The sequence below is a fragment of the Streptomyces sp. Tu6071 genome, assembly GCF_000213055.1.
In the GTDB taxonomy this organism is placed as follows: domain Bacteria; phylum Actinomycetota; class Actinomycetes; order Streptomycetales; family Streptomycetaceae; genus Streptomyces; species Streptomyces evansiae.
Map to the genome: position 1 here is coordinate 7,046,874 of NZ_CM001165.1, position 20,755 is coordinate 7,067,628.

Sequence of the window (20,755 nt, forward strand, 5' to 3'; positions counted from 1 at the left end):
GGCAGGCGCGACGGCCCGGCGGGGGCCCGTCCCCGTGCGGGAGGCAGACGCCGTACGGGAGGCAGACTCCGTACGGGCGCGAGCCCCGCACCGTCCCGCCTCACTCCCGTTTCTTCCCCTTGCCGTCCCCCGTTCCCGCCCCGTGCCAGGGGTGCCGCAGCCGTACCCACACGTCCCGTGCCTGGCGCCCGGCATGGATGCGGCTGCGGGCGACGAGGCGCCGGGCCTGCTCGCTCGTCTCGACCATCGGCCCCGAGCCGCGGAGCGGACGGCCCGCCGTCTCGTGCAGGAAGAGCGTCGAGACGAGCCCGATCACCCCCGCCACCATCAGGTAGTACGCGGGCACCATCTCGTTGCCCGTCGCCTCCACCAGCGCCGAGGCGAAGAGCGGGGTCGTACCGCCGAAGAGCGAGACCGAGATGTTGAACGCGATCGACAGGGCCCCGTACCTGATCCGCGTCGGGAAGAGCGCCGGAAGTGTCGAGGCGGACGTGCCCGCGAAGGTCACGAGCAGCAGCCCGAGCATGCCGCTGCCGATCGCCGGGAGCAGGATGCCGCCCTGACGGATGAGCAGGAACGCGGGGATGGAGAAGACGATGAGCGCGATGCTGCCGAAGAAGAAGACCGGGCGCCGCCCCCAGCGGTCCGAACTGCGGCCCACCGTCGTGATGGTGAGCACCACGAGGACCATGGTGCCGAGCACGAGGAGCTGCGCGGTCGTCTCGGACTCGCCGAGCGTCTCGGACATGTACGTCGGCAGGTAGGACGTGACCATGTAGTTGGTCACGTTGTAGAGCAGGACGAGCCCCATGCAGATGAGGATCGCCTCCCAGTGGTGGGCGAAGATGTCCCTCAGCCTGCCCTTGCCGGACTGCCGAGCCTCCTCGACCGGGTCGCCCTCCGCGAGCGCCTCCTCGCGGTCCTCCTCCTCGCGCTGGAAGGCGGGTGTCTCCTCCAGCTTGAGCCGCAGGTAGAGCCCGATGATGCCGAGCGGCCCCGCGACGAAGAACGGGATGCGCCAGCCCCAGTCGGTGAGGCCGTCCTCGCCGAGCACCGTGGTCAGGACCGTGACGAGACCCGAGCCGAGCGAGTAGCCGACGAAGGTCCCGAAGTCGAGCCAGCTCCCGAAGAACCCGCGCCGCTTGTCGGGCGCGTACTCGGCGATGTACGTCGTCGCGCCCGCGTACTCGCCGCCGGTCGAGAAGCCCTGCACGAGCCTGCACACGAGCAGCAGGATCGGCGCGGCGAAGCCGACCGAGGCGTACGTGGGCAGCACGCCGACGGCGAAGGTGCTCGCCGCCATCATGATGATGGTGACGGCGAGCACTTTCTGCCGCCCGATCCGGTCCCCGAGCGGCCCGAAGACCAGCCCGCCGAGGGGCCGCACGAGGAACGCCGCCGCGAAGGTCGCGAAGGTCTGCACGACCTGCGCGCCCGGTGAGCTGGACGGGAAGAAGACCTTCCCGAGCGTGCCCGCGAGATAGGCGTAGACCCCGAAGTCGAACCACTCGATGGTGTTGCCGAGCGCCGCCGCGGTCACCGCGCGCCGGATGCGTGGCGGATCGGTCACCGTCACGTCCTGGGCCGCGTACATCTTCTTGCGGCGGCGCAGCAGGGTCCGCAGCATCCGGTCGGTGGCCTGCCGGTCACCTCTCCTGGCCCGGTCCGTGCTGGGCCGCCGTGTCGGTTCCGGCATCCCGCTCCCTCTCCCCGTCTCGTACGGTCCCGTACGGGTTTCGCCGCCCCCCTCCCGCTACGGGGGCGGCCCGCCCTCCGTACCCTCCTTGCCTCACGCCCCCGGCGCCGCGCGGCACGGCCGAAGAGGTGAGGACACAGCCCGTACGGTCCACCGCGAAGGCCCGCCTGAGCGGCCCGGAGCGGGGTACGCGGAGGCTGTGCGTGTCTCCTGCACGTACGACGGGGAGGGAGCGAGGACCCATGAGCGAGGCCGACGACGTCAGGACGCGGGACGGCGGGACGCGGGTGGCGGGGGAGCGGGAAGCGGGCGCCGCCCAGCCGGGCGAGGCGGACGGCGCCAAGCCGGCCGAGGCGGACAACGCCACGCGCGCCGCCGGGAGCAGTGACGCGCACACCAAGCTGACGGTCTGGATCGCGCTCGCCGCGAACCTCGTCATCGCCGTCGCGAAACTCGTCGGGGGGCTCTTCGCCGGCTCGCCCGCGCTGCTCTCGGAGGCCGCGCACTCCGTGGCCGACAGCTTCAACGAGGTCTTCCTGCTCGCCGCGCTGCGCCGCAGCAAGCGGCCCGCCGACCCGGGCCACCCCTTCGGCTACGGCAAGGAGCGCTACTTCTGGTCGCTGCTCGCGGCCGTCGGCATCTTCGTCATGGGCGGCTGCTTCTCCGTCTTCCAGGGCGTGGAGGCGCTGCGCTCCTCGGGCGAGGAGTCGACGAGCGGGTACATCGTCGGGCTCGTCGTGCTCGGCGTCGCCTTCCTCGCCGAGGGCACCTCGCTGGCGCGGGCGCTGATCCAGGTGCGCGGCCAGGAGGGCGGAATCGGCTCCGACCCCGCGCTGCGCACGGTCGTCGCGGAGGACGGCACGGCGGTCCTCGGTGTCCTGCTCGCCATCGCCGGTATGGCGCTGCACATGACGACCGGGCAGGTGGTCTACGAGGCCGCCGCCTCGCTCGCCATCGGCGTGCTGCTGCTCTTCGTCGCCTTCAAGCTCGGCGCCGACGCGCGCGATCAGCTCATCGGCGAGGGCGCCGACCCGGAGACCCGCGAGGCGATCGCCGCGTACCTCGACGAACAGGCGGAGATCGACGGCGTGGCCACCCTCCTCACCATGCGCCTCGGCCAGGACTCGCTCCTCGTCGCGGCCCGCGTGGACCTCGCCCCGGGCCACGAGAGCGAGAAGCTCGAACTGGTCATGGAGCGCGTCAAGGCCGGTCTCACGGCCCGCTGGCCCGAGGCCGACCAGGTCTTCCTGGACGTCACGGAGGCCCCGGAGGCGACGAAGGACCACACGACCCCGGACCTGACGGCCTGAGCGGCGGGCGGGGACGTGTGAGCACGGTGCGTCAGGCCGCCGCGACCGGCGCGAGCCGGGCGCGGCGGCCGACTCGTGCGCGGGGGCGATGCCCACGATGCGGCGGTCCCGCTTGTCCCCGCGAAGCTCCGGGGCGCCCCGGCGGCTCGGCTCGCCGGCCCTCGGGTCCACCGTCGGCGGCGACACCCCGAGCCGTTGGGCGCCGGCGCGCGCGCCGCTGCGTCGGCGGAAAGGCCGTCGAAGGCCCGTACCCCGTCCTCGCCTTGAGCCTGCGCGAAGGGGCCTCCCACCTGACGTGCCTGCCCGGCTTGTCGCCGGGATCAGCGGCGCCGTCACCGGCGTACTCGGCGACGTGGTGCGCGGACAACTCGTCAGCACCCTGGAGGGCGTCCCCCCAGGGACGTTCCGGCGTCGCGGGCACGCTCGTCCGACACCCTCTCCACGGCCGCCCGCTGACACCCTGTCCCGGGCCGCCCGCGCGGCCGGGGACGGCGCGGCCTACCGTGGCTCCATGACCGCGCCCCGTCCCCGCTTCCCGCACGGTTACCCGCTCGCCGCCGCCGTCTTCGCCGTCGGCATGGCGGGCACGACCCTGCCGACCCCGCTCTACGGCCTCTACCGCGAACAACTCGGCTTCGGTCAGCTCATGGTGACGATCGTCTTCGCCGTGTACGCGGTCGGCGTCATCGCGGTGCTGCTCCTCGCCGGGAACTGGTCCGACCTCGCGGGGCGGCGCGCCGCCGTGTGGTGGGGCCTCGGCCTCTCCGCCGCGAGCGCGCTGTGCTTCGTCTTCGAGGGCGGACTGCCCGCCCTCTTCGCCGGACGGCTCCTCTCCGGCTTCTCCGCCGGGCTCTTCTCCGGCGCCGCCACCGCCTACGTGCTCGACCTCGCCCCGAAACGCCACGCCGCCCGCGCCTCGCTCGCCGCCACCGCGGCGAACATGGGCGGCCTCGGCTGCGGCCCCCTCGTCGCCGGAATCCTCGCCGAGTACGCCCGCTGGCCGCTGCGCCTGCCCTACCTCGTCCACCTCGGCCTCGTCGTGCTCGCCGCGCTCGCGCTGCTCACGCTCCCCGAACCGGTGGCCGACGCGCGCCCCCGCGCCCGGCCCCGCCCGCGCGGGCTCGCCGTGCCGCCCGAGGTGCGCGGCGTCTTCGTCCCCGCCTCCTGCGCGGCCTTCGCCGGTTTCGCGCTGCTCGGCCTCTTCACCGCCGTCTCACCGAGCTTCCTGGGCCAGACCCTCGGCGTGCACAACCTCGCGGCGACCGGACTCGTCGTCTTCCTCGTCTTCGCCGGGTCCATCGCCGGACAGAGCGCCTTCGGCCGCTTCGGGGTGCGGCGCGCGCTGCCCACGGGCTGCTTCGTGCTCGTCGCCGGGCTCCTCCTGGTCGCCGCCGGACTCGCCTGGGAGAGCCTGTGGCTCCTGATCGCGGGCGGCGTGCTCGGCGGCTTCGGGCAGGGACTCGCCTTCCGCGCCGGGACCACCGCGGTCGGCGTGCGGGCACCCGCCGAGCGGCGCGGCGCCACGCTCTCCGCGTACTTCGTCCTCGCCTACATCGGCATCTCCGTGCCCGTCATCGCGGTCGGCGCCCTCGCCGAGGGCGTCGGGCTGCGCACGGCGGGACTCACCTTCTCCTTCTGCGTCCTCGCCCTCGCCGCCGGGGTCGGCGCCTACGTCCTGCGCCCCCGCGTGCGCGCGCTGCTGCCGCACTGAGGCCCGCCCCCAAGGGGAGCGCTCACCCGAGTGGCGGCGTCCCCGCGCGCGTAGTCCCCTGGAGTCATGAGTGACGAAGCGATCGAGCAGTGGACCGTCCGCCTGCGCGAGACCGCGCCCGGCACCGAGGAGGAGACCGCGCGCGGCTTCGTGCGCGAGCTGTACGACGCGGCACGGCACGACCTGGACGTGGAGGAGGCGCAGGCCGACTACGAGCGCGAGGAGTAAGGGGGCGCCCCGGCGGCGGGTGTCACCGGGGCGGGTCTCCTGGCGCGCCCGCACGCCCCACGTCCGCACGCCCTCGCGCCCCACGCCCGCACGTCCGCGCGCGTGCCGCCTCAGCCGCGGCGCACCGGCGGCACCGCCTCCGCCGCGGGGACGGGGCCCGGCGGCGTGCCCTCGCCGAAGGGGGAGCCGCCCAGCTCCTCGCGGTGGTGCGGGCTCAGCCACGCCGACAACGGCTCGGGCCCGCGTGGCACGATGCCGGTCGGGTTGATGCCCCGGTGCACCCCGTAGTAGTGCCGCTTGATGTGGCCGAAGTCCACCGTGTCCCCGAAACCCGGCGTCTGGAACAGGTCCCGCGCGTACGCCCACAGGACCGGGTCCTCGGCGAGCTTGTGCTTGTTGCACTTGAAGTGGCCGTGGTAGACCGCGTCGAAGCGCACGAGCGTCGTGAACGCCCGGATGTCCGCCTCCGTCAGCGAGTCCCCGACGAGGTACCGCTGCCGCTCCAGACGCCGTGACATCCACGCCAGGCGCCGGAAGACGTCCTCGTACGCCTCTTCGTACACCTCCTGCGTATCGGCGAAACCCGCCCGGTACACGCCGTTGTTGAGGTCGCGGTAGACGCCGTCCATGACCTCGTCGATCTCGTCGCGCCGCGCCTCGGGGTAGAGATCGGGCGCGCCCGGACGGTGCAGTTCCTTCCACTCGGTCGCGAGATCGAGCGTGAGCTGCTGGTAGTCGTTGGTCACGAGCCGGCCGCTCGGCACGTCCACGAGCGCGGGCACGCTCACCCCGCCCGGGTAGTCCCGCTCGCGCGCGTCGTACGCCTCGGCCAGGTAGCGGATGCCGAGCACCGGGTCGCGCCCGTCCGGATCGAGCGTGAACCGCCAGCTCCGGTCGTCCTGGATCGGATCGGCGACCGCGAGCGAGAGCGCGTCCTCCAGGCCGAGCAGCCGCCGCGAGACCAGCGCCCGGCTCGCCCACGGGCACGCCCTGCTCACCACGAGCCGGTACCTGCCCGCCTCCACCGGCCAGCCGTCCCGCCCGTCCGCCGTCACCCGGTCCGCGAAATGGCTGCGCGAGCGCTTGAACGGCTTCGTGCCGTACCCGGAGTTCCCGCCGCCCTCTCCCGGGTTCCCCGCCGAGGAGCTCTCCGCCCCCCGCGCACCGTCCGTCGCGTCCGTCATCGTCCCGGCTCCCGTCGTCACCGCCCCCGCCCGGCACGGCGAAGGACCTCGTCCGTCCCCGCACCCCTACCCGCCCCGGGCCCGCCTGCCTCCTTCCGCGCGCACGAATCACCTGCCGGGACCCGCGCGCCGGGCGGTCCCCTCACGCCCGCGTGGCCAAGATGAGGCAATGCCCGAAGTGCCCGCACCCGTGACCGCCCTGGCGCGCAAGGCGCCCGCACCCGTGAAGGACCTGGCGCGCAGGAGCGTCGAGCCCGTCGTCACCCAGACGCTGCGTTCCACGTCGGCCGCCGTCATCTCGTACGTCCTCGCCGTCACCCTCCTGCCGCAACCGGCCCCCCTCACCGCGCCGCTCACCGCGCTCCTCGTCGTGCAGGTCACCCTCTTCGCGACGATCAGGACCGGCATCCGCCGCGTCAACGCCGTCATCGCCGGGGTGCTCATCGCGAGCGGCTTCTCCTCGCTCGTCGGCCTCACCTGGTGGAGCCTCGGGCTGACGATCGTCACCGCGCTCGTGATCGGCCGCATCGTGCGGGTCGGCGAGTTCGTCCCCGAGGTCGCCATCTCGGCGATGCTCGTCCTCGGCGTCTCGCAGGTCGCCAACACCGCGCTCGACCGCGTCTACGAGACCCTCATCGGCGCGGGCGTCGGCCTCGCCTTCAACCTCTTCCTCGCCCCGCCCGTGTACGTCCGCACGGCGAACGAGGCCATCACCGCGATGGCCCGCCGCAGCAGCCGCCTCTACAACGAGGTCGCCCTCCAGGTCGGCGAGGACTACAACGCCGCGCGCGCCGCCGACTGGCTGCACGCCGCGCGCCGTCTCGACAACGACATCGCCGAGGTCGACGAGGAACTGCGCCAGGCCGAGGAGAGCACCCGCCTCAACCCCCGCGTGCGCGAAGGACTCCTCAACCGCGTCGTCCTGCGCACCGGGCTCGACACCCTGGAGATCTGCGCCGTCGTCCAGCGCGTGCAGTTCCGCACCCTCACCGACCTCGCCGCCAAACGCCCCGGCCGCCGCCCCCTCCCCGAGGAGGCCGCCGACAGCTACGCGCGGCTGCTGCTCCACATGGGCAGCGCCGTCGAGAGCTTCGCCGCGCTCATCACCACCCCCCTGTCGACGGGCGCGGAGGACGCCGAGGACGCGCTCACCCGCGCGCTCGACGCGAGCCACGCCGAACGCGACCACCTCGCGACGCTCCTCCTCGACGTCATCCGCGCCGAGGCCGCGCAGTGGCAGCTCTACGGCGCCCTGCTCGCCGAGGCCGACCGCATCCTCGACGAACTCGACGTCGAGAAGCGCTCGGCCCGTCTCATCGAGGAACTCGACCGCATCACGTCCCGCCAGCGCGAGCGCTACCCCCGGCTCGCCGCCCTGCGCGCGCGCCTCACCAGCGGCGGTCCGCGCCCGCCCGGACGCGGCAGACGCGGCGGCGGGGAGTCGGGCGACGGCTGAGCCCCCGCGAGGCGCCGGACGCTTCCCGCCGCCGGGCCCGAAAGACCGTCAGCCGTTCAGGTCCCGGTCGAACTTCTCCTTGCACATCCGCTGTTCGTCGGGCGACTGCGCGTGCTGGAGGCACTCCGAGTAGTTGCGGAAGGAGTCGTACGAGTCCTGGAAGTCGTCCGACGTGGTCACGGCGATGATCACCCCGAGCGTGATGGCACCGCCGACGATTCCCACCGCGCCGACGATGATCCCCGCGAGCCCGAGCCCCCGGTTCGGCGCCCCGGTCCTGCGCGAGCGGCGCAGCGCGAGAATCCCGAAGACGACGCCGAGCACCCCGAGGATGATCCCGCCCACGACGGTCCAGCAGAAGACCACGGCCGCGATCCCGCACACCAGCGCGGCCACGGCCATGCCGCCGCCCGGCGGCTTCCCGCCCTGCCACTGCCCGCCGTACTGCCCTCCCCACGCGTCGTGCCCGGGTATGTGACCCGGCGTCTGGCCGTAGGGGCCGGGCCCTTGGGCATAGGAACCGGGCCCCTGGGCGTAGGAGCCCGGGTGCTGGGCGTAGGGGCCGGGCGCCTGCCCGTGGGGGCCGGGGGCCTGCGCGTACGGTCCCGGGGCCTGGGCGTACGGACCCGGTGCGCCCTCGGGGCGCGGCGGTTCGTCCCGTACCGCGAAAGGATCGCGCTCCCCGGGCGGCTGCTCGGGCGCGGCCGGCTTGGAGAGGTCGGGTCGCTCCCCGGCGCCGCCGGGGCGCTCGCTGTCCTCGGGGGAGTGGGACATGTGCGGTCCTGCTTTCTCGCGAATCCGGCGTGCCCGGAGGGATAAGGGTCGTCCCGTCCGGAGCGGTGGGGCCGCGGCGGGCCCCTCATTGTCCCCGTACTCGTGGTGCGCGCGTTCAACGATTGCGTCACGAAGCGGCGGGCCGTCCCGCCCCCGCCGCCACGCGTCCGCACCCCGGCACGCGCGTGCTTGACTCTCCCCCCGTGTCAGACCGTGGAGTGAGGACGTCATGTTCACCATCGGAGACTTCGCCAGGCACGGGCAGGTGTCGGTCCGCATGCTGCGGCACTACGACGCCCTGGGGCTGCTGCGCCCCGCCCGTACCGACCCGTACACGGGCTACCGCTTCTACACGGCCGACCAGCTCAGCCGCCTCAACCGTGTCATCGCGCTCAAGGAACTCGGCTTCAGCCTCCAGGAGGTGGGGCACCTCCTCGCCGAGGACGTCGCCCCGGCCGAGCTGCGCGGGATGCTGCGCCTGCGTCAGGCGCAGCTCGCACAGGAGGCGGCGGCGGCCCGCGCGCGGCTCGCCCGGGTCGGGGCGCGGCTCCACGTCATCGAGAGCGAGGGACACATGTCCACCCAGGACATCGTCGTCAAGACCCTGCCCGCCGTCCGCGCCGCCGGACTGACCGCCGTCGCGGCCTCCTTCGACCCCGCCGCGATCACCCCCGTCGTCGGCCCCCTCTTCGACGAGGTGTGCCGCCTCCTCGACGCCGCCGGAATCCGCCCGCAGGGCCCCGGCATCGCCCACTACGTCCAGCAGGGGGACGAGGAGGGCCCCGTCGAGGTGCACGCCCTCTTCCCGGTCGGCGCCGACGTCCCGGCCGCGAGCGGACTGCGCGCCGTCACGCTGCCCGCCGTCACCCGCGCGGCCACCCTCGTCCACCACGGCTCCATGGACACCGTCCTCGCCTCCGAACAGCTCGTGGGGCGCTGGCTGGAGACCGAGAACGCCCGGCCCGCCGGGCTCACCCGCGAGGTCTACCTGGAGTGCGCGGGCGAGCCCGCGACGTGGGTGACCGAGCTCCAGCTCCCGCTCGCGGAGTAGACGGGGAGCGGGCTCGTACGGGCCGTGTGAGGCCGCGGGTGCGGGCGCCGGGCCGCGTACGCGCGGGGCTTCGCGCCCCCGCGCACGCGGCGCCGCCGCCCGCCCCCGCGCCCGCGCGGTCCGGGCCCCGGCCGGTGCCGGCTCAGGCGGGCGCGGGGGCCTGCTCCGTCGCGTACCAGCGGTCGCCGCGCCGCTCCGCGACGCCGCGCTCCGCGAGTCCGCTCAGGTGCTTGCCGACCGTGTTCGGCTGGAAGCCCGCGCGCTCGGCCAGCTCGTCAAGCGCGAGCCCCGCCGGGCCGCCCTCCCTGAGCTGGGCGAAGGTGCGGGCCGCGCTGCGGCCGAGGCCCCCGGCGGCGGCGGGGGCGAAGAGATCCCCGGCCTCCACCACCGGCGCGGTGGGCCGGGCGGGGGCGGGGACCTCGGGTGCGGCGGGGGCGTCCTGCGGGGCCGGGGCCGGGGCCGGGGGAGCGGACGCGGCCGGGGTGATGGTGCGGGCCGTCGTGGGGGCGTCCGGCGTACCGGCCGGACGTGGGCGCTCGGGGCCTCCGGCCGCTGCCACGAGCCGGGCGGCACCCGTGCGGGTGACCGGACGAGGCGTCCGGTTCACCTGGCGGTGCTTGCGGCCCTTCTGCTGGCGACGCTTGGCCATTGTGCGCTCCGTTCTGTAGCGGTCATGGGTCAACGTCGTGAACGTGCGTCCGTCGATCAGGGTTACGGCTCACCGCGCGTGGGGGTGAACCCCCGGCATGTCCCCGGATGCGGCGGACCCCGCCCCGGCCCAAGATGAACGAGCCCGCCCGCGCGCGGAGGGCACGCGTGCGGGCACCCCGGCCCCAGGCACCACAGGAAGGCGGCCCCAGGTGACGGCGGACAGTCCCGGGCAGCAGCAGCGCCACGAGGAGCGCGCACTCGGCTCCCGGGGCGCGGTGAACCTCATGACCCACGACCTCGGCGAGTCGCAGCGCTTCTACGGCGCCGTGATGGGCTGGACCTTCCGGGGCAACGCGCTCGGGGACGAGTTCTGCGTGGCGGAGGACACCGAGGGCGGGACGGTCGCGGTGCTCGGCGCGGTCGCCTCCACGTACCAGGTCGCCGTCGCCTGGATTCCCTTCTTCGCCGTCGCCGCCATCGACGACACCGTCGCCCGCGTCCGCGAGCGCAGCGGCACCGTCGCGATCGGCCCGCTGCGTTTGCCGCGGGGCCGCGGCGCCCTCGCAGCCGACCGCGACGGCGCCGTCTTCGGCGTCTGGCAGGACGACGGCACACCGGGCCGCATCGGCAGGCGCAGCCGGCTCGCCTGGGTCGAGTTGCGCACCCGCGACTCCTTCGAGGCGGCGATCTTCTACGGCGAGGTGCTCGGCTGGGGCGCGGAGATCCCGGGGGCACCCGAGGTGCGGTACGAGCAGGAGGCGGTCGTGGTGCGGGACGGGGACAACCAGCTCGCCCGCATCAGTTCCGGCGCCGTCGAGGCCGCGCCCGATCCGCTCGTACGCCCCATGTGGCGGGTGCACTTCCCGGTGGCGGACCTGGACGCGGCCGTCGCCGAGGCGACGCGGCACTCCGGTTCGCTCGTCGAGCGGCAGGACGGACCCGAGTTCCGCCGGGCCGTGCTGCGCGATCCCGCGGGGGCGATCTTCACGCTCGCGGAACGAACCGGCGGCTGATCCCTCCGCCGACCACCGCCTCGGGGGCACGCCCACGGGTCCCGCCCCGGCCCAGGAAGGCACGAGCCATGACTCCGGTATCGCAGTTCACCGCCCCCGGGGGCGGTCAGGGCAGCGACGTGGGCCGGCGCATCGCGCACAGCAGGACGCGGGCCGGGCTGAGCCGCTCCGAACTCGCGCAGGCGGTCGGCGCCGATCCCTCGTATCTGCGCTACATCGAGGAGGAGAACGCGGCGCCCGGTACGGCGGTGCTGCTGCGGATCGCCAACGCCCTCGGCGTGAGCCTCGCGGAACTGCGCGGGACGGCCGCCGGGTACCCGGACGGCCGCGGGCGGGCCGCCGCCCACCCGGTCCTGGAGGAGATGGGCGAGGAGGAGTGCCGTCGCAGGATCGGCGCGCACGGCGTGGGCCGCGTCGGGTTCACGACGGAGACGACCGGCCCGGTCATCCTGCCGCTCAACTACACGCTGATCGACGGTGAGCTGACGCTGCGCTCGACGCCGCGCGGCCCGCTGGCGCACGTGGCGGGCGGCACGGTCGCCTTCGAGGTGGACCGCGTCGACGAGGCCCTCGGCGCCGGATGGTCGGTCCTCGCCACCGGCACCCTGCGCCGCGTGACGGACCCCGCCCGCACCGAGGCCCTGGAACGCGCCGCCTGGTCGGCCCCCTGGGCGGGTGGCGACCGCACGACGTGGTTCACGCTGCGGCCGGAGCGGCTGACGGGGCGGATCATCCGCACGTGAGGCGGGTCCGGGGCCCCGGCCCGGGGCTCACATGCCGCGCACCAGCAGGAGTGCCGAGTCGTCCAGGTGCCCCGTGCTCCCCGCCGTCGACATCAGGTACTGCGCGAGCACGTCCAGGGGTTCGTGGGCCTTGAGCGCCAGGAGGTCGCCGACGCGGCGCAGGCCCTCGTCGGCGGTGAACCGAGGGCCCTCCACCACCCCGTCCGTGAGCAGTGCCAGGATGCCTCCGCGCGCGAAGTCGTAGGCGTGCTCCGGGTACCGGGCCCCCTCCAGGACGCCGAGCGGCGGGCCGGTCTCGTCCTCGCACACGGTCGCCGTGCCTCCCGCGTCGAGGCGCACCATCGGCGGGTGCCCCGCGCGCGCCGTGCACAGCCGGCCGTCCGCCATGAGGCGCACGTACAGGCACGTCGTGAAGGCCCGTACCCCCATCTGGAGCAGCAGCTCGTTGGTGCGTTCCAGGACCATGCCGGGCTGCGGGTCCTGCCAGGCGTAGGCGCGCAGCGCGGTGCGCACCTGGCCCATGAGCCCGGCCGCGTGCAGGTCGTGGCCCTGCACGTCGCCGATGACGAAGGCCGCCCCGCCGTCCTGGAGCGGCACCACGTCGTACCAGTCGCCGCCGACGTCGAGCCCGGTCTGCGCCGGGTGGTACAGCGCCGTCAGCTCCACCCCCGGCACGGGCGGCAGCACCTCGGGGAGCATGTTGCGCTGCACGATGCGGGCGAGTTCGACGCGTGCCTCCTGGAGCCTGATCCGCTCCAGGGCCTGCCCGGCGAGCGTGCCGAGGGTCCGCATCAGGGTGCGGTCGCCCTCGGTGAGCATGCCGGGCTCGTGGAAGGTGATGACCCACGCGCCGAGCTGCCGGCCCGCCGCGCGCAGCGGCACCATCGCGAAGGACTCCGCGTCCGTCGCGTCGAGGAGGCTGTGGGCCATCGGCCACCGCTCGCGGTACTCCTCACGGCTCGCGATGAAGAGGGCCTCTCCCGTGCGGATCGCCTCGGGGAGAGGCTTGGGGGCGCTCAGCGGCAGCCCCTCCAGCTCCTTCGCGAGGGCCTGGTCGATCTCGTCGCCGAAGACGACCCGCAGGTGCCCGCGCTCCCCGTACGCGAAGAGTGTGCCGACCCCGCCGAACGCCGGGGCGAGCCGGTGCAGCACCGCTTCGGTCAGCTCGTCCTCCGTGGCGGCCGAGATGAACGCCGAGGCCAGCTCCCCGACGAGGCGCCCGCGCTTGCGCTCGTTGACGTACGCCGCCTGGAGCGCGTCGAGGCGCTCCACGAGCGTCGTGGTGTCCTCCGTGGTGCCGACGATGCGGCGCGCCCCGGTGAAGCCGAAGCGCGCCGCGCGGGCCCGCGTGTGCAGCTTGCGGTAACCGGTGCCCTCGCCGCTCCTGCGGAGCCGGAAGAGCAGCTCGCCGCTGTCGGTGCGCCCGGAGACGAGCGAGTCGAAGAAGGCGGCGACGGAGTCGAGGTCGTGGGGATGGACGCGCGCCAGGAACTCCTCGGGGCTCACGTCCCGGTCAGGGCCCATGAGCGAGAACGGCGGTTCGCCCTCCAGCCAGCGGAAACGCTCCGCGTCGTGGTCGTACAGCCACAAGGACTCGCCGGTCAGGACGACGCCCAGGCGCAGTGCCTCCCAGCGCCGTTGCGGGAACTTCTCCTCGATCCGCACGAGGAGTACGCCGTCGTCCCCGCGCGGGCGGCGGGCGCTGGCGGTGCAGATGACGGCGCCGCTGGGGACGGTGAACTCCACCGGCTGGAGGGCCTTGCCCGCCGTGCCGTCGCGCGCGAAGGAGGCCGCCTCCAGGAGCAGGGCGATCACGCTGTTCAGGCTGCCCTCGGCCACGAGGGCCGTGAGCGGTGCGCCGACCAGTTCGTCGGGCGCGCGCTCCAGGAGGCGCGCGGCACGGCGCGAGACCTCCAGGACACGGCTCTCGGCCGGGCGGGCGCTCGCGTCCACGAGCAGCCAGGCCGTGCCTTCGCCGGCTGCCGCACTGCCGGGGTCCTGCGCGGGCGCGGGGGACGTTGTCATGGCTCACCGGTACGGGGAGGGCGGGCGGAGCCGGTACGGGGCTCCCGCGGGCCCGCGGTCGGGCCCACGTCTCCAGGGTCGGGGCCCGCCCGGCGGGCCGCCACCCGTCCGGAGCCCTTGGGGGTACGGCTCTCTCACGGGGCCGGTACGCGGGCGGGCCCGGCGGGCGGCACCGGGAGCCCGGCCGCGAGCAGCGCGAACGCCTGCTCCAGGGCGGCCGTGAGCCCCTCCGCGCCGCTGCGCGGCTCCCAGCCGCGCAGCGCGGCGCGCATCGCGGCCAGCCCTGTCGCCGCGACGAGGTGCGGGTAGAGGTCGCCGGGAGCGGCCCCGGTGCGGTGCGCGAGCGCGGCCGTCACGGCCTCCTCCATCCGGCGGTTGTTGCGCAGCGGCCGGTCGAGCAGTTCGGGCTCGGTGTGGAGCAGCGCCCGCCTGCGGGCGAACTCCGTGTCGGAGGCCACCACGGCCGGTACGGCGGCGAGGATCGCCTCGCGCAGCGCGGGCAGCGGGGCCTCGGCGGCCGGGCGGGCGAGCAGCCCGGACACGACCCGCTCGCGCAGCCGGTGGTCGAGCCCGAAGACCGCGTCGTCCTTGCTCTCGAAGTAGTTGAAGAAGGTGCGCGGCGAGATGCCGACCTCCGCGCAGATGTCCTGCACGGTCACGTGCGCCGCTCCCCGCTCCGCGTACAGCCGCGTCGCCGCCCGGCGCAGCTCCCGCCGGGTCCGCAGCTTCTTGCGGGCCCGCAGCCCGTTGCCGCCCTCGTCCTCTTCGCCGGGCTCGTCCTCGTGCGCGCTCTGTCCGGGCATCGTCGTCCTCACCGCGTCCGCCCTCCGCCGTCCGGAGGACCGCGCCGACGATTTTGCCATCTCTGTGCGAGAACTTGCACGAATGAATTTTTGCACGACTGCACGTTAATGTTAGCGTTGCTAAATATTGGTTTAGGCACATAAATCCACGAAGCGCACGAGGACAAGAGGAGGCGGAGGCACCCCATGGTGCGATCGGCACCCGGCACGACGGCGGACACCACGACGCGAGGCGACGGCTCCACGAAGCGGGAGACGGCCCTGACCCTCGTCCGCACCCTGTGGTTCCCCGCGTTCATGTTCACCGGGTTCCTCGTCTGCTACCTCCTGCCCTTCCACAACCCGGTCCCGCACCACGTCAAGGTCGCCGTCCCCGCCGCCACCGCCGCGCCCCTCCAGCACGCGCTGGACCGCGGCGTCCCCGGCGGCTTCGACCTCGTCCCGGTGCACGACGCCGACGCCGCCCGCGCCGCCGTCACCGACCGCGACGCCGTCGCCGGATACGTCCCCGGCCCCGGCGCGCCCGAGCTCTTCACCGCCAAGGCCGACGGCTACTCGCTCGAAAACGTCCTCCAGAAGACGTTCACCACCGTCGCCCAGCAGAGCCCCGGCCCGCACGACGGCGGGCAGTCCGCCCTCAAGGTCACCGAGGTCGCCCCCATCGCCGCCGGGGACGGCATGGGCACCGGGCTCTTCTACGTCGTCCTCGCCTGCACCATCCCCGCCTACGTCATGGTCATGATGCTGCTGCGGGCCACGAACCTCGGGCGGCGGGACAAGATCCTCGTCCTCGCCGCCTCCGGAGCCGTCCTCGCCCTCGTCGCCTACGGCGTCGCCCGCTGGATGAACGTCATCCCGGACGACCCGCTCGCGATCCTCTTCCTCTTCCTCATGTCGCAGGCCGTCTCGCAGACCGCGCTCGGCCTCGTGCCCTTCGTCAAGCAGTACCTGCCCGGCGTCGCGATGGGCCTGTTCGTGCTGCTCAGCATGCCCTCCAGCGGCGGCGCCATCCCGGTGCAGATGGTCCCGGGCTTCTTCCGCGCCCTCCACCCGGTCATGCCGATGGGCAACCTCATCGAAGCCCTGCGCGGACTCTTCTACTTCGGCGGCAAGGACGTCGTGCCGCACGTCCTGGTCCTGCTCGCCTGGATCGCCGCCGCCTTCGTCCTGCACGGCCTCGGCGCCCTCCTCGCCCGCCGCGCCGCCGCCCGGGACACCGCGACGGACACCGTGCCCGAACCGCCCGTCGAGGACCCGGCCCTGGAGACCGGGCAGCCCGAGGCGCTGCCCCCGCACCGCGCCGCGAGCCTCCTCCCGCTGCCCCAGCTCACCGGGCGCGTCACCGACACCGCGGGGCACCCGCTGCGCGACGTCGTCATCACCGTCACGGGCACCCACGGCAGGGAACTCCTGCGCGCCACCACCGACGACGAGGGCGCCTACGCCGCCGCCGGGCTCGCCGAGCAGACCGTCGTCGTGATCGCCTCGGCGCCCTCCCGGCTCTCCGCCGTCGCCCGCGTCGCGATCCGGGACGGACACCCCGCCCGCCACGACTTCCACCTCGCGGGCAGGGCCGTCACCGTCTGAGCCCGCGCTCCGCCAACAGGGTGCACCGCGTTGGGCCGATCGGGCGGTTACCGCCCGGCCTGCCCCTCGCGCGCCGCGTGTCGTTCGTACTCTTCCGTCGCCATACGGGCGCAGGCGGGAACTCCCGCCCGCCGCTTGACGAATGACGAATGGAGACCGAGTGAGCTCGGCAGACACCCTGGTGGACTCCCGTCCCCCGACGCCCCCCGACCCCGTACGGCGGAGGTATCCAGGGGGCTGGGTGATCCGCTGGATCACCAGCACCGACCACAAGGTGATCGGCACCTCCTACCTGGTCACCTCGTTCACCTTCTTCTGCCTCGGCGGCGTCCTCGCCCTCGTCATGCGCGCCGAACTCGCCCGGCCGGGACTCCAGATCATCTCGCCCGAGCAGTACAACCAGGCGTTCACGATGCACGGCACGATCATGCTGCTGATGTTCGCGACACCGCTCTTCATCGGCTTCGCCAACTGGATCATGCCCCTCCAGATCGGCTCGCCCGACGTCGCGTTCCCGCGGCTGAACATGTTCTCGTACTGGCTCTTCCTCTTCGGCTCGCTCATCGTCGTCAGCGGCTTCCTCACCCCCCAAGGGGCCGCGGACTTCGGGTGGTTCGCCTATTCGCCGCTCACCGACGCCGTCCACTCGACGGGCCTCGGGCCCGACCTGTGGATCATGGGCCTCGCCCTTCAGGGCTTCGGCACGATCCTCGGCGCCGTCAACTTCATCACCACGATCATCTGCATGCGCGCCCCCGGCATGACCGCCTTCCGCATGCCGATCTTCGTGTGGAACGTGCTGCTCACCTCGGTGCTCGTGATCTTCGCCTTCCCCTGCCTCGCCGCGGCGCTCCTGTGCCTGGAGGCGGACCGCAAGTTCGGCGCGCACGTCTTCGACCCGGCCAACGGCGGGGCGCTGCTCTGGCAGCACCTCTTCTGGTTCTTCGGCCACCCGGAGGTCTACATCATCGCGCTGCCGTTCTTCGGCATCGTGACCGAGATCTTCCCGGTCTTCTCCCGCAAGCCCGTCTTCGGCTACGTGGGCCTCATCGGCGCCACCATCGCCATCGCCGGGCTCTCCATCACGGTGTGGGCGCACCACATGTACGTGACCGGCGGGGTGCTCCTCCCGTTCTTCTCCTTCATGACGTTCCTGATCGCCGTGCCCACAGGCGTGAAGTTCTTCAACTGGATCGGGACCATGTGGAAGGGGTCCCTGTCCTTCGAGACACCGATGCTGTGGTCCGTCGGCTTCCTCGTGACCTTCCTCTTCGGCGGCCTCACCGGCGTGGTCCTCGCGGCCCCGCCGCTGGACTTCCACGTCTCGGACTCGTACTTCGTCGTCGCGCACTTCCACTACGTCGTCTTCGGCACCGTCGTCTTCGCGATGTTCGCCGGATTCCACTTCTGGTGGCCGAAGTTCACCGGCAAGATGCTCGACGAGCGGCTCGGGAAGATCACCTTCTGGACCCTCTTCGTCGGCTTCCACGGCACCTTCCTCGTCCAGCACTGGCTGGGCGCCGAGGGCATGCCGCGCCGGTACGCCGACTACCTGGCGGCCGACGGCTTCACGTGGCTCAACACCACGTCCTCCATCAGCTCCTTCCTCCTCGGCCTGTCGGTCCTGCCGTTCTTCTACAACATCTGGAAGACCGCCAAGTACGGCAAGAAGATCGAGGTGGACGACCCGTGGGGCTTCGGCCGCTCCCTGGAGTGGGCCACCTCCTGCCCGCCCCCGCGGCACAACTTCGACGCCCTGCCCCGCATCCGCAGCGAGTCGCCGGCCTTCGAACTGCACCACCCGGCGATCAACGCGATGGACCAGACCATCAACGCCCCGCACCAGTCCGTGATCAAGGCCCCCGGCGAGCGCGACCACCGCGGCGACTGAACCGGTGGGGCCGCCCGGCGCGGCCCCACCACCGTGGCACCCGCAGCCCCTGACGCAGAGAGCCCCCTGACGCAGACAGCAAGGAGCCGTACGTGGAGCAGCCCACCCCCGACAGCGCGCGCGGACTCGTCCAGCTGGAGGGGTACCTGCTGTGGAACGCCGAGGTGGCGGAGGCCAGGCGGCGGGCGCGGTGCCTCACCGAGCACCTGCCCTGGCTCACCACCGCGCAGCGCGAGGACCTCGAGCGCGCCTACACCGCCGACCGGCTCGACGACTCCAAGGAGATGCTGCGCCGCGTCGCCGCCCGCTCGGTGAGCCTGCGCGCCGAGTACACGGCGCGCTACGAGCGACTGCGCCGCCGCTGCGTGGCCACCGCCGTGCTCGGCACGGCCGTCGCCTTCGTGAGCCTGCTGTGCGGGGTGCTCGCCGTGCTCGCCGGAGACTGAGGCACCGGCACCCGGCACCGCGAGGCCGCGCACGGGAGGGGCCCGGCACCTGTGACAGGTGCCGGGCCCCTCCCGTGCGACGTACGGGGCGCGCCCTCGCTCAGACCTGCGGGGGCAGCCCGCGCGGCCGTCCCCGGCCCCGCGTCAGCACGTACCCGCCGATCCCGCACAGCGCGCCGAGCACCGCGCCGCCGCCGGTCCACCACCAGCGGTCGTTCCAGCGGCCCGACGACCAGCCGTCCTCCGGCTCGGGCGCCTGCGGAGCCGCCGCGGGCAGCAGCGGCTTCGCGAGCTTTCCGCCCACGGCCGCGGCCCCGCCCTTGTCGACCGTGGACACCTCCACGGCCGCGTCGACCGGCAGGCCCATGTCCTGTGCGGGCGCGTCGAGCACCGTCAGGCGCACGTAGTAGGCGCCGGGCAGCGGGTCGTTCGCCCACGGCTCCGCCCAGGCGCGCACCGTGCGCAGCGTGCACGACAGCCGCACCGTGGTGGTCTCGGCCGCGACCGTACGGGTCTGCGCGCCGTAGCGGCACGCCTGCCGCCGCCGCAGCCCGTCGTACACGTCGACCTGCCACGTCTGCGCTCCGTGCCGGGCACTCGCCGCCGGGAGCCTCACGTCGGCACGCACCGTCGCCGAGCGTCCCGCGTCCCCGGGGTAGACCCAGTACAGGTAGTCGCCCGTCGAGGCGTGCGCGGTGCCGCGCTGTCCCACGTCGAGCGCGGTCGCGGTGCGGAAGGAGGTGCCCGCCTCCGTGGGCGCCGCCCCCTTGTCGTTCCCGTCGTCGGCCCGTGCCGCGACCGCCGGGCCGAGCGCGAGGCACAGCGCGGCGAGCGCGGCCCCCGCCCGGCGCGCGAAGGCGCCGGGCTTGTTCCGCATCCTCATCAGTTGCTCCTCCACACCGTGACGCGCCAGCGCGAGACGAAGCCCCACACCAGTCCGGTCAGCAGACCCACCACCGCGAGCAGACCGAGCAGCCACCAGCCGTGCCCGAGCCCGAAGGAGGCCACGTCCGAGCCGTTCGAAGGACCGCCCACCACATCGATCGTCAGTTCCAGCGGCAGACCGGGGGCCTTCGCGGTGCTCGCGCCCCGGTCGGTGAAGGAGTGCGCCACCTGGAGGCACACCGTCTCGGCGGGCGGCTCGTCGCCGTCGTCGTCATCCGCCTCCGGCTTCGGGTAGCGCAGCCCCGTCGAGAGCGCGTCGGTGCGCCCCGTCCCGGCCGCCTCGCCCCGCACGATCTCGCGTCCGTGCAGCGTCACCGCGCGCAGCAGCACGCCGCTGTCCGGCGCCACCGCGCGGTCCGCCGCGACCGTCACCGCCGCCCGCAACTCCTTGCCGGGCGGGAGTTCGACGCGGTACCAGCGGTGCTCGCCGATCCTCGCGCGGTCGCTGTACAGACCGGTCCTCAGCTCGGGCGCCTTCGCGCACTCCGCCGCGCCGGACACCGCCGAGGGCGTCACGACCGGGTCTGCCGCCCGGTGCACCAACTGCTTGACGCGGCCGGAGAGGTCCTTCGTGTGCCGGACCGTCGTGTACGTCCCGCCGGTCGCCTCGGCGATGCAGCTGAGCTGATCGCGCGTCTTCGCGTCGGGCACGAGACCCAGTGTGTCCACGACGAGGTGCACGCCCTTCGCGGCGATCTCGCGGGCCACCTCGCAGGGGTCGCGGTGGCAGGTGTCCTCGCCGTCCGTGATGAGGACGATCCGCTTGCTCGCCTCACCGCCGCGCAGGTCGTCGGCGGCGCCGAGGAGCGCGGGCCCGATCGGCGTCCACCCCGTGGGGGAGAGCGTCGCCACGGCGGCCTTCGCCTCGGTGCGGTCCGGGTGGCCGACCGGGTAGAGCTGACGGGTGTCCTTGCAGCCCGTCTCGCGGTCCTCGCCCGGGTAGTCGGCGCCGAGGGTGCGGATGCCGAGCTCGACGTCCTCGGGGACGGCGTCGAGCACCTCGTTGAACGACTGCTTCGCCGCCGACATGCGTGAGGCGCCGTCGATGTCCTTCGCCCGCATCGAACCGCTGACGTCGAGGACCAGTTCTACCTGGGGCGGCGCCTTGCCCGCGTCGGGCTCGTCCGCGGCCTGGGCGGCGGCCCCCGGCAGCAGGGCGAGCGCGACGGCGAGCGCCCCTCCGGCGGCTGCCACCCGGTATTTCGTCAAGATCATCGTGGGATCGTACGGATAATCGGCCG

At 73.8% G+C, this 20,755-nt stretch carries 18 protein-coding genes; 10 read left to right on the forward strand and 8 right to left on the reverse strand.

The genetic code is table 11. The annotated features are described in order from the left end of the window. Window positions 1-100: 100 nt before the first annotated feature. A complete protein-coding gene (proP, locus tag STTU_RS30060; protein WP_007829963.1) occupies window positions 101-1,627 on the reverse strand; it encodes a glycine betaine/L-proline transporter ProP in 1,527 nt (508 codons plus the stop codon). A gap of 311 nt (window positions 1,628-1,938) precedes the next feature. Here proP and STTU_RS30065 point away from each other — a divergent pair, with 311 nt between their 5' ends. The 3 genes from STTU_RS30065 to STTU_RS35100 all read left to right on the forward strand — a co-directional run bounded on the left by STTU_RS30065 (window position 1,939) and on the right by STTU_RS35100 (window position 4,945). Next, on the forward strand, window positions 1,939-3,006 hold the full coding sequence (locus tag STTU_RS30065) for a cation diffusion facilitator family transporter (RefSeq protein WP_007829964.1): 1,068 nt from the start codon (window positions 1,939-1,941) through the stop codon (window positions 3,004-3,006). Between the two features lie 511 nt (window positions 3,007-3,517). Next, window positions 3,518-4,717, forward strand: coding sequence for an MFS transporter (locus tag STTU_RS30070; protein ID WP_043256768.1), 1,200 nt, complete (start codon window positions 3,518-3,520; stop codon window positions 4,715-4,717). A gap of 66 nt (window positions 4,718-4,783) precedes the next feature. Continuing rightward, window positions 4,784-4,945 (forward strand): hypothetical protein, encoded by a 162-nt coding sequence (locus STTU_RS35100; RefSeq protein WP_007829966.1) that lies wholly within the window; start codon window positions 4,784-4,786, stop codon window positions 4,943-4,945. A 110-nt stretch (window positions 4,946-5,055) separates the two neighbouring features. On the opposite strand, the gene STTU_RS30075 is transcribed toward STTU_RS35100, so the two are convergent. Continuing rightward, window positions 5,056-6,129 (reverse strand): glutathione S-transferase family protein, encoded by a 1,074-nt coding sequence (locus tag STTU_RS30075; protein WP_043256770.1) that lies wholly within the window; start codon window positions 6,127-6,129, stop codon window positions 5,056-5,058. Between the two features lie 169 nt (window positions 6,130-6,298). On the opposite strand from STTU_RS30075, the gene STTU_RS30080 reads away from it, so the two are divergent. Then, complete coding sequence (locus STTU_RS30080) at window positions 6,299-7,585, forward strand: FUSC family protein (protein WP_007829968.1); 1,287 nt, start codon at window positions 6,299-6,301, stop codon at window positions 7,583-7,585. 48 nt (window positions 7,586-7,633) lie between these two features. Here the strand turns inward: STTU_RS30080 and STTU_RS30085 are convergent, their stop codons facing one another. Continuing rightward, window positions 7,634-8,359, reverse strand: coding sequence for a DUF4190 domain-containing protein (locus tag STTU_RS30085; protein WP_007829969.1), 726 nt, complete (start codon window positions 8,357-8,359; stop codon window positions 7,634-7,636). A 229-nt stretch (window positions 8,360-8,588) separates the two neighbouring features. Between STTU_RS30085 and STTU_RS30090 the strand changes: the two genes are divergently transcribed. Further along, on the forward strand, window positions 8,589-9,410 hold the full coding sequence (locus tag STTU_RS30090) for a MerR family transcriptional regulator (RefSeq protein WP_043256772.1): 822 nt from the start codon (window positions 8,589-8,591) through the stop codon (window positions 9,408-9,410). Between the two features lie 142 nt (window positions 9,411-9,552). On the opposite strand, the gene STTU_RS30095 is transcribed toward STTU_RS30090, so the two are convergent. Next, a complete protein-coding gene (locus STTU_RS30095; protein WP_007829971.1) occupies window positions 9,553-10,059 on the reverse strand; it encodes a hypothetical protein in 507 nt (168 codons plus the stop codon). Window positions 10,060-10,270: 211 nt separating this feature from the next. On the opposite strand from STTU_RS30095, the gene STTU_RS30100 reads away from it, so the two are divergent. Next, window positions 10,271-11,074 carry a VOC family protein gene (locus STTU_RS30100; RefSeq protein WP_009062874.1) on the forward strand — a complete coding sequence of 268 codons (804 nt, stop codon included), beginning with the start codon at window positions 10,271-10,273 and terminating at the stop codon, window positions 11,072-11,074. A 68-nt stretch (window positions 11,075-11,142) separates the two neighbouring features. Continuing rightward, the gene (locus STTU_RS30105; protein WP_043256774.1) at window positions 11,143-11,817 is read left to right on the forward strand and encodes a helix-turn-helix domain-containing protein; all 675 of its coding nucleotides are present in this window, start codon (window positions 11,143-11,145) and stop codon (window positions 11,815-11,817) included. Window positions 11,818-11,844: 27 nt separating this feature from the next. Here the strand turns inward: STTU_RS30105 and STTU_RS30110 are convergent, their stop codons facing one another. Together STTU_RS30110 and STTU_RS30115 are read right to left on the reverse strand one after the other, a co-directional pair. After that, complete coding sequence (locus STTU_RS30110; protein ID WP_007829974.1) at window positions 11,845-13,842, reverse strand: SpoIIE family protein phosphatase; 1,998 nt, start codon at window positions 13,840-13,842, stop codon at window positions 11,845-11,847. A 134-nt stretch (window positions 13,843-13,976) separates the two neighbouring features. Next, entirely contained in the window at window positions 13,977-14,645 is a 669-nt protein-coding gene (locus tag STTU_RS30115) for a TetR family transcriptional regulator (protein ID WP_052862442.1), read from the reverse strand. 186 nt (window positions 14,646-14,831) lie between these two features. On the opposite strand from STTU_RS30115, the gene STTU_RS30120 reads away from it, so the two are divergent. The 3 genes from STTU_RS30120 (at window position 14,832) to STTU_RS30130 (ending at window position 18,569) form a co-directional block, all read left to right on the forward strand. Then, entirely contained in the window at window positions 14,832-16,232 is a 1,401-nt protein-coding gene (locus STTU_RS30120; RefSeq protein WP_007829976.1) for a carboxypeptidase regulatory-like domain-containing protein, read from the forward strand. A 241-nt stretch (window positions 16,233-16,473) separates the two neighbouring features. Further along, entirely contained in the window at window positions 16,474-18,123 is a 1,650-nt protein-coding gene (gene ctaD / locus STTU_RS30125) for a cytochrome c oxidase subunit I (RefSeq protein WP_007829977.1), read from the forward strand. Between the two features lie 92 nt (window positions 18,124-18,215). Beyond that, window positions 18,216-18,569, forward strand: coding sequence for a hypothetical protein (locus STTU_RS30130; protein WP_007829978.1), 354 nt, complete (start codon window positions 18,216-18,218; stop codon window positions 18,567-18,569). A 100-nt stretch (window positions 18,570-18,669) separates the two neighbouring features. Here STTU_RS30130 and STTU_RS30135 read toward each other — a convergent pair whose 3' ends face one another. Further along, a complete protein-coding gene (locus STTU_RS30135; RefSeq protein ID WP_007829979.1) occupies window positions 18,670-19,452 on the reverse strand; it encodes a hypothetical protein in 783 nt (260 codons plus the stop codon). Further along, the gene (locus STTU_RS30140) at window positions 19,452-20,729 is read right to left on the reverse strand and encodes a VWA domain-containing protein (protein WP_158678816.1); all 1,278 of its coding nucleotides are present in this window, start codon (window positions 20,727-20,729) and stop codon (window positions 19,452-19,454) included. Before STTU_RS30140 ends, STTU_RS30135 begins: the two co-directional genes overlap by 1 nt. Window positions 20,730-20,755 lie beyond the last annotated feature (26 nt).

Excerpts from the sequence above, each read along its gene's own strand:
- proP (WP_007829963.1), bottom strand. The coding sequence starts at position 1,627 with ATGCTGCGGACCCTGCTGCGCCGCCGCAAGAAGATGTACGCGGCCCAG.
- STTU_RS30065 (WP_007829964.1), top strand. The coding sequence starts at position 1,939 with ATGAGCGAGGCCGACGACGTCAGGACGCGGGACGGCGGGACGCGGGTG.
- STTU_RS30070 (WP_043256768.1), top strand. The coding sequence starts at position 3,518 with ATGACCGCGCCCCGTCCCCGCTTCCCGCACGGTTACCCGCTCGCCGCC.
- STTU_RS35100 (WP_007829966.1), top strand. The coding sequence starts at position 4,784 with ATGAGTGACGAAGCGATCGAGCAGTGGACCGTCCGCCTGCGCGAGACC.
- STTU_RS30075 (WP_043256770.1), bottom strand. The coding sequence starts at position 6,129 with ATGACGGACGCGACGGACGGTGCGCGGGGGGCGGAGAGCTCCTCGGCG.
- STTU_RS30080 (WP_007829968.1), top strand. The coding sequence starts at position 6,299 with ATGCCCGAAGTGCCCGCACCCGTGACCGCCCTGGCGCGCAAGGCGCCC.
- STTU_RS30085 (WP_007829969.1), bottom strand. The coding sequence starts at position 8,359 with ATGTCCCACTCCCCCGAGGACAGCGAGCGCCCCGGCGGCGCCGGGGAG.
- STTU_RS30090 (WP_043256772.1), top strand. The coding sequence starts at position 8,589 with ATGTTCACCATCGGAGACTTCGCCAGGCACGGGCAGGTGTCGGTCCGC.
- STTU_RS30095 (WP_007829971.1), bottom strand. The coding sequence starts at position 10,059 with ATGGCCAAGCGTCGCCAGCAGAAGGGCCGCAAGCACCGCCAGGTGAAC.
- STTU_RS30105 (WP_043256774.1), top strand. The coding sequence starts at position 11,143 with ATGACTCCGGTATCGCAGTTCACCGCCCCCGGGGGCGGTCAGGGCAGC.
- STTU_RS30110 (WP_007829974.1), bottom strand. The coding sequence starts at position 13,842 with ATGACAACGTCCCCCGCGCCCGCGCAGGACCCCGGCAGTGCGGCAGCC.
- STTU_RS30115 (WP_052862442.1), bottom strand. The coding sequence starts at position 14,645 with ATGCCCGGACAGAGCGCGCACGAGGACGAGCCCGGCGAAGAGGACGAG.
- STTU_RS30120 (WP_007829976.1), top strand. The coding sequence starts at position 14,832 with ATGGTGCGATCGGCACCCGGCACGACGGCGGACACCACGACGCGAGGC.
- STTU_RS30135 (WP_007829979.1), bottom strand. The coding sequence starts at position 19,452 with ATGAGGATGCGGAACAAGCCCGGCGCCTTCGCGCGCCGGGCGGGGGCC.
- STTU_RS30140 (WP_158678816.1), bottom strand. The coding sequence starts at position 20,729 with ATGATCTTGACGAAATACCGGGTGGCAGCCGCCGGAGGGGCGCTCGCC.